Annotated in this window: 11 protein-coding genes; 8 read left to right on the top strand and 3 right to left on the bottom strand. The window is 76.6% G+C overall.

The genetic code is table 11. The features are described 5' to 3' along the window. Positions 1-38: 38 nt before the first annotated feature. From ACSNOG_RS00195 to ACSNOG_RS00215, 5 genes are read left to right on the top strand one after another with little or no spacing between them, the layout of a single operon-like run. Positions 39-794, top strand: coding sequence for an SAM-dependent methyltransferase (locus ACSNOG_RS00195; protein ID WP_436750409.1), 756 nt, complete (start codon positions 39-41; stop codon positions 792-794). Next, entirely contained in the window at positions 791-1,783 is a 993-nt protein-coding gene (locus ACSNOG_RS00200; RefSeq protein WP_436750410.1) for a formylglycine-generating enzyme family protein, read from the top strand. Before ACSNOG_RS00195 ends, ACSNOG_RS00200 begins: the two co-directional genes overlap by 4 nt. A 38-nt stretch (positions 1,784-1,821) precedes the next feature. Further along, positions 1,822-2,910 carry a bifunctional diaminohydroxyphosphoribosylaminopyrimidine deaminase/5-amino-6-(5-phosphoribosylamino)uracil reductase RibD gene (gene ribD, locus ACSNOG_RS00205; protein ID WP_436750480.1) on the top strand — a complete coding sequence of 363 codons (1,089 nt, stop codon included), beginning with the start codon at positions 1,822-1,824 and terminating at the stop codon, positions 2,908-2,910. After that, a complete protein-coding gene (locus ACSNOG_RS00210) occupies positions 2,907-4,169 on the top strand; it encodes a flavodoxin family protein (RefSeq protein ID WP_436750411.1) in 1,263 nt (420 codons plus the stop codon). Before ribD ends, ACSNOG_RS00210 begins: the two co-directional genes overlap by 4 nt. Beyond that, a complete protein-coding gene (locus ACSNOG_RS00215; RefSeq protein ID WP_436750412.1) occupies positions 4,166-4,906 on the top strand; it encodes a class I SAM-dependent methyltransferase in 741 nt (246 codons plus the stop codon). The genes ACSNOG_RS00210 and ACSNOG_RS00215 overlap by 4 nt, the downstream gene beginning before the upstream one ends. Before the next feature lie 76 nt (positions 4,907-4,982). On the opposite strand, the gene ACSNOG_RS00220 is transcribed toward ACSNOG_RS00215, so the two are convergent. Both ACSNOG_RS00220 and ACSNOG_RS00225 read right to left on the bottom strand, forming a co-directional pair. Then, complete coding sequence (locus tag ACSNOG_RS00220; protein ID WP_436750413.1) at positions 4,983-5,585, bottom strand: NAD(P)H-dependent oxidoreductase; 603 nt, start codon at positions 5,583-5,585, stop codon at positions 4,983-4,985. 112 nt (positions 5,586-5,697) lie between these two features. Further along, positions 5,698-7,173 (bottom strand): MFS transporter, encoded by a 1,476-nt coding sequence (locus ACSNOG_RS00225; protein ID WP_436750414.1) that lies wholly within the window; start codon positions 7,171-7,173, stop codon positions 5,698-5,700. Between the two features lie 70 nt (positions 7,174-7,243). Between ACSNOG_RS00225 and ACSNOG_RS00230 the strand changes: the two genes are divergently transcribed. The 3 genes from ACSNOG_RS00230 (at position 7,244) to ACSNOG_RS00240 (ending at position 12,538) form a co-directional block, all read left to right on the top strand. Next, positions 7,244-7,918 (top strand): TetR/AcrR family transcriptional regulator, encoded by a 675-nt coding sequence (locus ACSNOG_RS00230; RefSeq protein ID WP_436750415.1) that lies wholly within the window; start codon positions 7,244-7,246, stop codon positions 7,916-7,918. 64 nt (positions 7,919-7,982) lie between these two features. Beyond that, the gene (locus ACSNOG_RS00235; RefSeq protein ID WP_436750416.1) at positions 7,983-10,835 is read left to right on the top strand and encodes a helix-turn-helix transcriptional regulator; all 2,853 of its coding nucleotides are present in this window, start codon (positions 7,983-7,985) and stop codon (positions 10,833-10,835) included. Positions 10,836-11,011: 176 nt separating this feature from the next. After that, positions 11,012-12,538, top strand: coding sequence for an alpha/beta hydrolase (locus ACSNOG_RS00240; RefSeq protein ID WP_436750417.1), 1,527 nt, complete (start codon positions 11,012-11,014; stop codon positions 12,536-12,538). A 15-nt stretch (positions 12,539-12,553) separates the two neighbouring features. Here ACSNOG_RS00240 and ACSNOG_RS00245 read toward each other — a convergent pair whose 3' ends face one another. Continuing rightward, entirely contained in the window at positions 12,554-13,288 is a 735-nt protein-coding gene (locus ACSNOG_RS00245; protein ID WP_436750418.1) for an MBL fold metallo-hydrolase, read from the bottom strand. Between the last annotated feature and the right edge of the window lie 65 nt (positions 13,289-13,353).

Below are 13,353 nucleotides of genomic sequence, written 5' to 3' on the forward strand. Positions count from 1 at the left end.
AGCACCAAGCACCAGAACCACGACAGGACCGTGCACCGATGGGCGCAAGCCACTCCATAGCCGACCGGTATACGGTCGAACGCACCGACGCCGTACCGCTCGACGAAGCCCTCTACGCCGCCGTCCTGCACAGCGACTTCCGCGACCACTACGCGGGCGGCCGCGACGTCTGGACCGGCGAGGAGGCGATGCGCCGGGCGCCGCGCCTGCTCATGGACGCCCTCCGCACCCGCGCCGGCACCGGCGCCCCTGCCGACGTGCTCGACATCGGCACCGGCCACGGCCGCGACGCCGGCCTCCTGCTCGCCGCAGGACACCGCGTGACCGGCATCGACCTCGTCGTCTCCCCCCAGTGGGAGACCCTCACCCGCCTCCACCCCGGCCGCGTCCGGTTCTTCGCCACCGCCGCCCTCGACCTGCCGGGCACCGCGCTGTACGACGCGGTGCTGGACAACGGGTGCTTCCACCACCAGCACCCCGCCACGTACGGCCCGTACCTGCGCCGCGTCCACGCACTGCTCCGCCCCGGCGGCCTCCTCACGCTCTCCGTCTTCCACGCGGCGGACGGCAGGGGCGGCCTCTACGCCAACGAGGGCAGCCGCCTCTACCGCGAGTTCACCGAGGACGAGCTGACCGCCCTGGTCGCCGGCCACGGGTTCGCCCCCGTGGCGACCCACCGGGTGCCCCGCGCCATCGGGGGCCTCGCCTACCTGGTGAGCACGTTCCGCCGCGCCGGAGACGGCGGGCGGCCGACCGGCAGCCCCCTCCGACCGTCCACGGGAGACCATTCATGACCAGCAGCACGCCACCGGTGGTCCTCGCCAACCCCAACACCCTCAGTGACCGGGCCGCGATGGGCCTGCCCGACGCCTTCGTGCCGCGCGGCCCGCAGTACCTCCTGGCCGGCCACCGCGACCTGCTCGCCGCCGAGCCGGACACCCTCGTCGCGATCGCGGAGGACCCCGCCGAGCCGTTCGCCCGCCGCCACGCCGCCGGCACCGTCCTCGGGCTGACCGGCGATCCGCGGATCCGCCCCGAGGACCCGCCGATGGCCGACGTGCCGGCCGCCCGGGTCCGCCTCGGCCTGGAACCCGGCGAGGTGGCAACGGTCCTGGACCGCTGGCGCCACGCCGGGGTCGAGGAGGAGTGGATCGCCAAGGAGTGCCCCGTCTACGAGGCGGACCTCGCGGCCTTCCGCATCGCCCTGTACCCCGTCACCAACGCCGAGTACCGCCTGTTCCTGGAGGACACCGGCCGCACCGGGCTGCCGACCACCTGGCGCTTCGGCGTCTACCCGGAGCAGCTCGCCAACCACCCCGTGTGGACCGTGACGCCCGAGGACGCCGACGCGTACGCGGCCTGGCTCGCGGCCCGCACCGGGCGCGCCTTCCGGCTGCCGACGGAGGCGGAGTGGGAGTACGCCGCCTCCGGCGGGGACGGCCGCGACTTCCCCTGGGGCGACGACTTCCGGCCCGGGGCCGCCAACACCGTCGAGGAGGGCCCCCTGTCGACCACCCCGATCGGCATCTTCCCGGCCGGGCGCTCGCCGTTCGGCGTGCACGACCTCGCGGGCAACGTCGAGGAGTACGTGGCCGACGACTACGCCGCCTACCCCGGCGGGCAGGAGATCGCCGACGACCTCGCCGTCACCCAGGGCGCCTACCGGATCGCCCGCGGCGGCAGCTTCACCCGCTTCGGCGACCTCGCCCGCGTCCGGCGCCGGCACGGCTGGTACAAGCGCGAGATCTACGCCATGGGCTTCCGTCTCGCGGAGACGCCGTGACGGCCGCGGACGGCGCCTCGCCCGCCGAACGGGAGGCGATGCGGCGGGCCCTGGCGCTCGCGGTGACCGCGCTGGGCCGCACCAGCCCCAACCCCGTGGTCGGCTGCGTCCTGCTGGACGCGTCCGGCGCCGCCGTGGCCGAGGGCTACCACCGCGGCGCGGGGCACATGCACGCCGAGGTCGAGGCCCTGGCCGCGGCCGGGCACCGGGCGCGGGGCGCGACGGCCGTGGTCACCCTGGAGCCCTGCGCGCACCAGGGCCGCACGGGGCCCTGCGCGGACGCGCTGCTCGCGGCCGGGGTCACCCGCGTGGTGTACGCGGTGCCGGACCCCGTGCCCGGCCACGCGGGCGGCGCCGAGCGGCTGCGCGCCGCCGGGGTCGAGGTCGTCGGCGGCGTCCTGCGCGAGGAGGCGGAGCGGGCCAACGAGCTGTGGCTGACCGCCACCCGGCTCGGCCGGCCGTGCGTGACCTGGAAGTTCGGCGGGAGCCTCGACGGCCGCTCGGCGGCGCCCGACGGCACCTCGCGCTGGATCACCGGCCACGAGGCGCGCGCCGACGCGCACACGCTGCGGGCCACGCACGACGCGGTGCTCGTCGGCTCGGGGACGCTGCGGGCGGACGACCCGCACCTCGGGCTGCGGCACGGCGTGGCGGGCGAGCCGCCGCTGCGGGTGGTGCTGGACCGCACCGGCGCCATCCGGCCGGACGCGCGCGTCCTGGACGACGCGGCGCCCACCCTCGTGGTCGTCGGCGAGTCGGCGGCGGCTCCCGTACTCCCCCACGGCCACACGGTGCTGGCCCTGCCCGAGCCCGGCGGACGGCTGGACCTCACGGCGCTGACGAAGGCGCTGTACGAGCAGGGGCTGCGCTCGGTGCTGCTGGAGGGCGGCGCCCGGCTGGCCGCGGAGTTCGCGGCGCGGGGCATGCTCGACCGCGTCGTGGCCTACGTCGCCCCCGTGCTGCTCGGCGGGGACGGGCGCGCGGTGCTCGACGGGTTCGGCGCGGGCACCCTGAGCGAGGCGCTGCGCCTGCGGCTGGACGAGGTGACGCGGCTCGGCGACGACGTCCGCATGGTGCTGCGCACCCGGCCCCTGCCCGGCGGGCCGGAGCCGGAGGGGGTGTCGTGACCCCGCGGGTCGCGGTCGTCTACCACAGCAGGCGCGGCACCATGCGGTCGCTGGCCGAGGCGGCGGCCGCCGGGGCGCGGGCGTACGGCGCCGAGGTGCGGCTGCTGCGCGTCGCCGACGACGGCGCCGGTCCCGCGTCGCCCCACGAGGAGGCGGGGGCGGAGGACGTGCTGTGGGCCGACGGCCTGGTGCTGGCCTCGCCCACGTACTTCGGCAACGTCTCCGCGCCGTTCAAGCGGTTCCTGGACGGCACGACGAAGCTGTGGTGGGACGGGCTGCTGACCGACCGGGTGGTGACGGGGATGACGGCCTCGACCTGCGAGCACGGCGGCCGCGAGGCCACATTGCTGACGCTTTATCAGTCGGCGCACCACTGGGGGGCCTGGACCCTCGGCGCCTGTCCGGGCCTCCCGGGCGATCCGGACCACCCGGCTGATCCCGCCGGTCCGTCCCGGCAGGGCGTGGGCGGCAACCCGTACGGGCTGGCGGTCACCGCCCTGCGCGACGGCGGCGTCGCGCAGGAGGACCGGGCCGCGGCCTGGGAGCTGGGCCGGCGGCTGGCCGAGGCGGCCGCCCGGGCGCGCTCCGGCGGCCCCCTCGTCCCGGCCGGCGCGGTCCGCAGCCGGGTGACGGTCGTCCACTGCGCCGAGGACGAGACGGTCCGGCTGCTGGCGCAGGAGTGCGCGGCCGGGGCCCGGGAGCTGGGTGCCGAGGTGCGGTTGCGCCGGCTGACGGGGCCGGGCGTGCGGCGGGAGTCGTGCCTGCCCGCGCGTGCGGGCGGCGCCCCGGCGGCGGCCGCCGTCGACCCCGCCGACGTGGCCTGGGCGGACTCGGTGGTCTTCGGCGCGCCGGTGCGTGCGGGCGCCGTCGCCGCGCCGCTGCTCGGATTCCTTCAGACGCTGGAGCCCCCGGCCGGGCCGGGGCCGCTCGCGGGCAAGCCGGCCAGCGGGTTCGTCTGCACCGCCCGCCCGCACGCGGGCAGCGAGTCGGCGCTCCTCTCCCTCCACCACGTGCTGCACCACTGCGGTGCGGTCGTGGTGCCGCCGGGCTACACCGATCCCGTGGTGTTCGAGGCCGGTGGCAATCCGTACGGCACGTCGCACGCCCGGTCGGCGGGGGTCCTGCCGACCGATCAGGCGCTGGCGGCCGCCCGGCACCAGGGCCGGCGCATGGCCCTGGCGGGCGACCGGCTGCGCCGCCGGCCCGCACCCGGCGCCGGCGCCGCCTCCGAGACCCCCCTGGAGAAGGAACTCACATGACCGTGCAGCAGTACGACGACATCGGAGAGACCTACGAAGGCTTCAAGTCGCTGCCCATGGCCCGCTATCCGGAGTCGGACAGCTTCCTGCGGATGCTCGGGGACCTGAGCGGCAAGTCGGTCCTGGACCTGGCGTGCGGCACGGGCTTCTACAGCCGGCAGGCCAAGCGGCTGGGTGCCGCGGAGGTCCTCGGCGTCGACGTCTCCGACACGATGGTGGCCGCCGCGTGGGGCATCGAGCGGCGCAACCCCCTGGGGGTGCGGTACCTGGTGGGTGACGGCGCCGACCTGCCCCTGTTCGACCAGCGCTTCGACGTGGCGACCGCCGTCTACCTCCTCAACTACGCCGACGACGCGGCCACGATGGAGTGGATGTGCCGGGGCGTGCACCGCAGCCTGCGGCCGGGCGGGGAGTTCTTCGTCCTCACCCAGGCGCCGGACTTCCGCTTCGACGGGCCGCCGACGGAGAAGTACGGCTTCCGCTACCAGCCGGTGGGCGAGGGCGAGGTGGGGCCGCGGGTGCGGATCACGGCGCTCCTGGACTCCCCCGTCGAGTTCGTGACCAACTACCCGCGGCGCGAGGTGTGCGAGGGCGCGCTGTGGGCGGCCGGCTTCCGGGACGTGACGTGGGTGCCGCTGGAGGTTCCCGAGGACGGCGTCGCGAAGTACGGCGCGGAGTTCTGGGAGGACTTCCTCGCCAACCCGCCGCTGGCGATGCTGCGCTGCACGGCCGGCTGACGGCCGGCTGCGACGACCGCTCCTGCGACGGCCCCGACGGCGATCACCCGCCGCCGGGGCCTTCGCGCGTGCGCGGTCAGAGCAGCCACGGCCGGAAGTCGTCCGCGGGCGGCAGCCCGGAGTGCTCACGCGCCGCCGCGGCGGTGCGGTGGATGTGGAACAGCAGCCGCACGGCCGCGCCGGGGTCGCCGAAGGAGACCTGTCCGTCGGCCTCCTCGCGCAGGGCGCGGTCGACGCGGGGGACGACGGTGCGCGGGCCGATGATCGTGGCGCCCGCGGAGAAGAGCATGCGCTCGGTCTCGCAGTACGGCTCGGGCTCGGCCGCGGGGGCGGTGGAGGTGGTGATGACCGCGACGGGCTTGCCGATGAGCGGGGAGCCTTCGACGGGCCACGTCAGCCAGTTGAGGAGCGTGCGCAGGGAGGTGGGCGGGGCGTCGTCCGTCTCGGGGGTGGTGATGACGATGCCGTCGGCGAGCGAGGCCATCTGGCGCAGGGCGTCGGCGACGGGGTGCGAGGGGGCGATGATCTCGCTGCCCGCCCGGGCCAGTACGGACGGCGCCGTGCTGACGACGAGCCGGGTGCCGGAGGCACCGGGGGCCGAGAGTGCGCGCAGCAGCGGGTCGCCGTAGGGGTCGTCGTCGGCCGGGGCGCTCAGCCCCAGCAGCAGTACGTTCTCCACGGTCGGACTCCTTACCTTGATGTCTGGGGGCCTTGGGGTGTGCAGGCCTCGGGAGCGGGCGCCCCGGCGGAAGGGCCCCCGGAAGTGCGGGGTGAGGTGCGGGGGCCGGCCGTCAGGCGGCCGGGGCGGGGCGCAGGCGCCGGGAGAGCAGGACGCCCGCCAGGGCGAGCGCCGCGGTGAGGGCGAAGGTGAGGGCGAGCCCGGCCCGGGTGGTCGCGCCGTGCCGGTGGGCCATGGCGACGGCGGCGCCGCCGATGCCGGAGACGAGGGCCGTGGCGAGGGTCTGGGCGAGCTGCAGGGAGCCGCTGACGAGCCCTTGCCGTGCGGCGGGGGCCTGTTCGAGGGTGTCGGTGGTGGCGGCGTTGAAGGCGATGCCCATGCCGACGCCGCCGAGGGCCCAGCCCGCGACGGCGAGCAGTGGGGGCACGGCCTCGGCGAGGACGGCGCAGGCCATGACGGCGAGGCCGGCGAGCAGGACGGCGAAGCCGAGGGTGACGCTGCCGGTGCGGCCCTGCGCCCGGCCGTCGCGGCGGGCCTGCCAGGCGGAGCCGGCCACCCAGGTGATGGCGCCGGCGGACAGGCCGAGGCCGGCCAGGGAGGCGTTCACGCCGCGCAGTTCCTGCAGGCCCAGCGGGAGGAAGGCCTCGCTGCCGAAGTAGACGCCGCACAGCAGGAAGCGGATGCCGATGCCGGCGCCGAGCCCGGCGCGCAGGCCGAGGGTGCCGGCGGGCGTCACCCGGCGCAGGGCGGGCACGGCGACGGCCAGGCCCACGAGGGCGAGCGGGATCAGCAGGAGCAGGTTCTTCAGGAGCAGCGCCTGGAGGAAGAGCGCGGTGCCCGCGGTGAGGAGGACGCTCGCGGCGAGGGGGCCGCGCCACCAGGGTCCGGCGGAGCCGGCGGCGGGGGCCGCGGCGGGGCGGTCGAGGCGGCGCAGGCGGGGCAGGGTGAGGGCGGCGGCGACGGCGATCAGCGGCAGCATGAGCAGGAAGACGCCGCGCCAGCCGGTGAGGCCGGCGAGGGTGCCCGCGACGACGGGGCCGATGAGCGAGGGGACGGTCCAGGCGGAGGAGAGCAGGGCGAACATGCGGGCCCTGAGGTGTTCGGGGTAGGCGAGCCCGATCACCGTGTAGACCATGCTCATGACAGCCCCGACGCCCAGGCCCTGGAGCGCGCGGCCGAGCAGGAACAGCGGCCAGGAGACCGCCGCGCCCGCCACCGCGCAGCCCAGGGCGAAGACCAGCACGCCGACGGCCATGGAGCGCGCGGGACCGCTCCGGTCGGCCGCGCGTCCGGCGACCACCGTGCCGACGATGTTGGCGAGCATCAGGGCCGACAGCCCCCAGCCGTAGGCGCCGAGCCCGTGCAGGTCGTCCGCGATGCCGGGCAGGACCGTGGCCACGCCCAGGGATTCGAACGCGACCATGCTCACGGACAGGACGACGCCGAGGGTCAGCGCCCGGCGGGCTCCAAAGAACACGCTCTCCGCGGGACCCGCGCCCGCCTTCGCCGGCGGCGGGGGGCCGTCCGCGCCGGGCGGCGCGAGCGGGTCGCCGGACCCCTCCACCACCTGGTTCACCTCCTGCGACACGACGACCTCCAGCACAACGTTTCGTTACGTTCCGGGACGGAACCAATTGCAGCTTACCTATACTGGCCGCATGGTGAACACCCCGAACGGCGCGGTGGCCGAAGCGCGCGAGTCGCGCGAAGGCGGTCAGCAGCGCACAGGCAGGCCACGGGACGGCCGTATCGACGCAGCCGTGCCCGCCGCGGTGATGGAGATCCTCAACGAGTCGGGCTACGGGAACCTGACGCTCGAAGCGGTGGCCGCCCGGGCGGGGACGAGCAAGCCGGCCCTGCGCCGGCGCTGGCAGTCCCGCCAGCACCTCGTCGTGGACGCGCTGGTCACCACGGTGGGTGCCACCCCGACCCCCGACACCGGCTGCACCCACTGCGACCTGATCGCCGGCATCGGCACGCTCAGCCAGGCCTTCGGCACCACGCTGGGGCGGCGCGTGCTGCCCGCCCTCGTGGCCGACCTGGCCGACCACCCCGAGCTGGAGAGCCTGTTCCTGGAGCGCTTCTTCCACACGCGACGGGCCTCCACCGCCGAGGCGCTGCGCCGCGGCATCCGGCGCGGGGACCTCCGCCCCGACGCCGACATCGACCTGCTGCTCGACATGCTGGCCTCCACCACCTACTACCGGGTGCTCTTCGGGCACCTGCCGGTCACCGCGACACTCGCGGAGGACGTGGTCGAGGTCGTGCTCAAGGGCGTCGCCACCGAGGCCTGGCGCGGGCGCCACAACCACGGGGTGTTCGACGGCTTCTGACGCGCGGGGCAGCGGAGGCCGGGCGCCGTGACGGCCCGGCAGGTACGAGGGGAGGGAGAGACTGTTGCTCAGCCGCGACAGCGAAATGACGGCCCTGGACGGGGCCTTGTCCGCCGCGGAGGCCGGCATGGGGGCCAGCCTGCTGCTGGAGGGCGGTATCGGCGCCGGCAAGTCGCACCTGGTGCGCACCGCGCTGAGGACCGCCCGGAGCAGGGGCTTCGGCACGGTCTCGGCGCGCGCCAGACCCGGTGAGCGCGACCGCGCCCACGGCGTCCTGCACCAGATCCTCGACCAGCTTCCCGGCCCGCCGGGCGCAGCCGGGGAAGCCGGGGAGGCGCGCGGGACGGCCGGCGCCGGCGGGGCCGAGGAGGCCGCCGCCGTGCACCGGCGGATCACGGCCGCCGCGGCCGAAGCCCCCTTGCTCGTCGCGCTCGACGACCTGCAGTGGACGGACGCCCCGTCGCTGCGCTGGCTCGGCTACCTGACGGCCCGTCTGGAGGGCCTGCCCGTCGTCCTGCTGGCCACGCTCGGCACGGACCGCCCCGACCTGACGGAGGAAGCGGCGGGCCACCGGGGCGCGGAGTCCGCGGCCGGCGTCGCCTCCTTCTTCCACCGCCGTGTGGTGCTGCAGGGCCTCAACGCCGACAGCGTCGGCTATCTGCTGTCCTCCTTCCTGGGCGAGCCCGCGGGCGAGGACCTCACCCGCGCCTGCCGCACGGCCACCGGCGGCAATCCGCTGCTGCTCCAGGCACTGCTGCGCGAACTGCGCCGCACGGGCCTCGCGCCCGCGGAGCTCACCGCCGACCGCGTGGCCGGGCTGGGGCCGGTGGAGGTCGCCGAGACCCTGCTGACCCGGGTCGGCGGCTGCTCCCCCGAGGTCGGCGCCGTGCTCGACGCGGTGTCGATCGTCGCGCCCGGGGCGAGCGGCCCGCTGGTCTCCCGGCTCGTCGGCATCGGCTCCGCCGAGGCGGCCGACGCGCTCTACCGGCTGGTGCGCCGGGGCATCCTGACGGAGGGCCGGGACGGCATCGGCTTCGCCCAGCCGCTGGTCATGGCCTCCTTCCGGGCCCGGATGCCGCCCAGCGAGCGGGCGCGCCTGCACGCCGAGGCCGCCAAGGCCCTCTACGCGGGCAGCGCTCCGCGCGAGCGCATCACCGCGCACCTGCTGCCCGGCGCCCCCGTGGGCGAGCGCTGGGCGCTGCGGCTGCTCGTGGACGCGGCCGACGCGGCCCTCGCGGGCGGCGCGCTCGCCGAGGCCCGGGTCTGCCTGGAGCGCGGCCTCGCCGAGTGCGGGCCGGAGGAGGAGCCGGGGCTGCTGCGCCGGCTCGGCCACATCGAGCTGGCCGACGGCCCCGAGCCCGCGGTCGCCCGCCTGCGCCGCACGGTGGACCTGATCCGGGGCGACACCGGGCACCGCGCCATGGCCCTGCTCGACCTGGCCCAGGCCGCCGCCATGACCGGCGACGTGGCCGAGGCGCTGCGGATCGTGGAACAGGAGGCGGCCGAGCTGGACCGCGCGGGCGCCCCCAAGGAGCTGCGGGCGGGCTTCCGGGCCGTGCGCGGCCTGCTCGAGCTCCTCGAAGGCCGCGGGACGCACCACGCGCCGGCCTCCTCGTCCTCCCCCGCGCAGCTCAGCGAGGTCGCCCGGAGCCCGTGGGTGCGCCGGGCCGAGGCCGCGCTGGCCGCCGCGAGCGCCCAGTGGAGCGGCACGCAGCGGGCCGAGGCGCTCCAGCAGGCCCGCCTGGCGCTCGGCGAGCCGGCCGCCACCGTCAACGACCACGCGCTGATGCGCCTGGGCCTCGTCCTCGTCCTGGCCCGTTCGGGCGCCGAGGAGGAGGCCCTGGAGAACGGCACGGCCCTGCTGAGCGCGGCGACCACGGAGGGCTCGCGCACCGTGGCGGCGCTGGCCCGGGCCGTCCTCGCCGAATGCGCCTACCGCGCGGGCCGGCTGACGGAGTGCCTGGACGCGGCGCAGGAGGTGCTGGAGCGGGGCCCGGAGCCGGCCGGGCACGAGTGGCTGGGCTCCGCCATGGCCCGCGGCTGGCTGGGCAGCGCCCTGCACGAGTCCGGAGAGCTGGACCAGGCGCAGCGGGTCCTGCTGGAACCCGGCCTGGAAGGCACGGTGCCGGCGGTGACGCTGCCGGGCCTGCTCTTCCACCGCGGGCGGCTGCAGGTCGCCCTGGGGCGGGTCGGGCCGGGGCTGGCGGACCTGGAGGAGTGCGGGCGGCTGCTGCTGCACCGCGGCTGGACCAACCCGGCGCTGTGGCCCTGGCGTTCCGAGGCGGCCCTGGCCCACGCCCGGCTGGGCGACGAGGAGGCGGCCCGGCAGCTCGTCGGCGAGGAGCTGGCCCTCGCGCGGGCCTTCGGCGCGCCCCACGCGGTGGGTGTCGCCCTGCGCGCGGCGGGGCTGCTGGCGCCCGGCGAGGAGCGGGCGGCGCTGCTCACCGAGGCCGTGCAGCTGCTGCGGGAGGCGGGTGCGGCGCTCGACGAGGCGCGGGCGCTGCGCGACCTGGGGCGCGAGCTGATGCGCACCCGCAGAGCCCGCCAGGCCCGGGAGCACCTGCGGGCCGCGGCCGCGCTGGCGGAGAAGTGCGCGGCGCACGTCCTGGTGCAGGAGCTGCGGCAGGACATGGTCGAGGCCGGGGCGCGCCCGCGCCGCGACACCGAGATCGGCCCCGCCTCGCTCACCCCGGCCGAGCGCCGGACCGCGCTGCTCGCGGCGGAGGGGCTCACCAACAAGGAGATAGCCGGGCGGCTGTACGTGACCCGGCGCACGGTGGAGATGCACCTGAGCCGGGTCTACCGGAAGCTGTCGATCTCCGACCGCCGCGCCCTGCGCCTGGTGACGGGCGATCAGCGGCCGCCGTCGCCGTCCGGCCTGCACCCGCAGCACAAGGCGACGGAGTCCTGCGCATGACGGCGGCGGCCCGCCGCCTCTCCCCGGGTCCCCGGCGGAAGGGGAGGCGGACCGCCGCCGGCCGGCCGGGGCGGGCGTTGCGGTACGCCGACCGGATCCACCCGGCGCTCCGATCCGTTTGAAGCAGGCACCAACCGGACATAACTCCCCGTCAGATCCAGTGGAGAGGGGCCTTCGTGAGATGTCGCCGGGCGTGCCGCTGGGCCGCGGGAGTCACGGTCGCCGTGGTGCTGCTGGCCGGTGGCCGCCCGGCCGCGCCCGCACCGCACCGCCTGCGCTGGGGGCCGTGCCCGGCCCAGGTCGCGGCGCCCGCCGGCAGCGGTCTGCAGTGCTCCACGGTCCGGGTGCCGCTGGACTACGCCCAACCGGCCGGCCGCAGCATTACGCTCGGCGTCTCCCGGCTCGCGGCCACCGGCCCCGGGCCCCGGCGCGGGGTCCTCCTGCTCAACCCGGGCGGCCCCGGCGGCCCGGGCACGCCGATGCCGCTGTGGTTCGCGGCGCACGTGCCCGCGTCCGTGCGGGCGGCCTACGACCTCATCGGCTTCGACACGCGCGGCCTGTTCACCAGCACCCCGGTCTCCTGCCGGCTGAGCGCCGCGCAGCTGCGCCACGCGCCCGTGTCCATGCCCCTCCCCGACAAGCCGTTCGCCGCCACCGCCGAACTGCACCGCAGCATCGCGCGGTCCTGCGCCCGGCACGCCGGTGACCTGCTGCCGACGATGCACACGGCCAACGCCGCCCGGGACATGGACCGCATCCGGCGCGCGCTGGGCGAGCAGCGCATCTCGTACTACGGCGTCTCCTACGGCGCCCACCTCGGCGCCGTGTACGCCGCGGCCTTCCCCGGCCGCACCGACCGGGTGGTCCTGGACAGTGCGCCCGACGCCCGGGCGGGCTGGTGGAAGGCCCTGCGCGCCTTCGGTCCGGGAAGCCAGCAGCGCTTCCCGGACCTCACCGCGTACGTCGCCGAGCGGGACGCCGTCTACCACCTGGGCGCGACGGCCGACGAGGTCTCCGAGACGTACGCCCGGCTGCTCACGGAGACCGCCGCCCGTCCCAGGGACGTCGGCCACTACACGGTGGACGACAACGTCCTGCGCCAGATCACCCTGCAGGCCCTGTTCGCGGACGCCTTCTTCCCGCAGCTGGCGGACGTGTGGCGCTACCTGGCCCGCGCACCGCAGGCGCCCGGCGAGGCCGGGGCGGAGCACGCCCTGGCCCCGCTGCAGGCGGCCGTCCCCCTGGAGCCGCGGGTGCAGCAGATGGTCCTGCCGACCATGCTGGCCGTCCTGTGCCAGGACACCCCGTGGCCTCGCTCGGTGGAGACCTACCGCCGGGCGCAGCAGCACGACGCGTGGCGCTATCCCGTCGCCGGGGCCATGACCGGGAACATCTGGCCGTGCGCCTTCTGGCCGTACCGCCCGGCGGAGCCTGCCGGGCGCATCGGCGACCGGGGCCCGCGCAACATCCTCATGCTGCAGAACCGCCGTGATCCCGCCACTCCGTACGCGGGGGCGCGGGCCGTACGGAAGGCCCTGGGCAGGCGCGCGGTCATGGTCGACGCCGCCCGGGGAGGGCACGGCGTCTACGGGTTCACGGCCGAGCCGTGCGCGGGCGGCGCGGCGACGGCCTGGCTGACCCGGGGCACGCTGCCGCGCACCGACCTCTCCTGCCCCGCGCGGCGTACGGGCGAGCGCCGCTGACGTGCCCGCGGGACCTCAGCGCAGGCCCCCTTCGCGCTCCACCGAGGCGGTGAACCGCTCGTCGTAGGCCCCGGCCAGGTCCCGCAGCGCCTGCGGGCAGTCGCCGTTGTAGGCGGGGCCGTGCATCAGGCCCAGCGTGACCGGCTCCAGCTCGGCGAGCCGGCGCATGGCCGGGGCGGTGGCGGCCGTCAGGCAGGTCGCCCCGAAGACGTCCTCGGCGGCGACCGCCGGGCCCACGATCTCCTGCTCCGTGAGGGCGGGCGCGTCGCCGATCCTGGTGAAGAGGTCGCCGCAGAGCAGGGTGCGCGTGGTCTCCTCGAAGAGGAGCCCGGCGTCCCAGCCGTGCGGCACGTGCGGGGTCTCCAGGCGCCGGACCCGCTTCCCGCCGAGGTCGATCACCTCGCCGTCGCGCAGCGGCACCGGCGGGCGGTCGGCCAGGTCGTTCACGGACACCAGGCAGCCCATGGCCCCGTGCGCCGCGCGGGCCCGCGGGGCGGCGGCGAGCCAGGAGTTGAGCGAGCCGCACTCGTCGGCCTCGACGTGCCCGAAGGTGATCCAGCGCAGGTTCGCGACCGGCGTGACCCGGGCCACGGCCTGCGACACGAGCGGGAAGAGCGCCCGCATCCCGCAGTGGAACAGCAGCGGCTCCTCGGCATCGACGAGGAACTGGTTGAACGTGAAGTCCGCTTCCTTGATGTAGGTCGACAGCCGGTAGACGTCCGGCGCGATCTCCGTGACCCGGGTTTCCATGGGCACCGCCTCTCTCCCGGCCGCGTGGGTACGGCGCCAGTCTGGCCCGGCCCGGGCTGTTGTCT

Source organism: Streptomyces sp. URMC 124 (assembly GCF_051386455.1).
GTDB lineage: Bacteria > Actinomycetota > Actinomycetes > Streptomycetales > Streptomycetaceae > Streptomyces.

What these genes read in the sequence shown, in the direction of transcription:
- ACSNOG_RS00195 (WP_436750409.1), top strand. Translation starts at nt 39, where the DNA reads ATGGGCGCAAGCCACTCCATAGCCGACCGGTATACGGTCGAACGCACC.
- ACSNOG_RS00200 (WP_436750410.1), top strand. Translation starts at nt 791, where the DNA reads ATGACCAGCAGCACGCCACCGGTGGTCCTCGCCAACCCCAACACCCTC.
- ribD (WP_436750480.1), top strand. Translation starts at nt 1,822, where the DNA reads ATGCGGCGGGCCCTGGCGCTCGCGGTGACCGCGCTGGGCCGCACCAGC.
- ACSNOG_RS00215 (WP_436750412.1), top strand. Translation starts at nt 4,166, where the DNA reads ATGACCGTGCAGCAGTACGACGACATCGGAGAGACCTACGAAGGCTTC.
- ACSNOG_RS00230 (WP_436750415.1), top strand. Translation starts at nt 7,244, where the DNA reads ATGGTGAACACCCCGAACGGCGCGGTGGCCGAAGCGCGCGAGTCGCGC.
- ACSNOG_RS00245 (WP_436750418.1), bottom strand. Translation starts at nt 13,288, where the DNA reads ATGGAAACCCGGGTCACGGAGATCGCGCCGGACGTCTACCGGCTGTCG.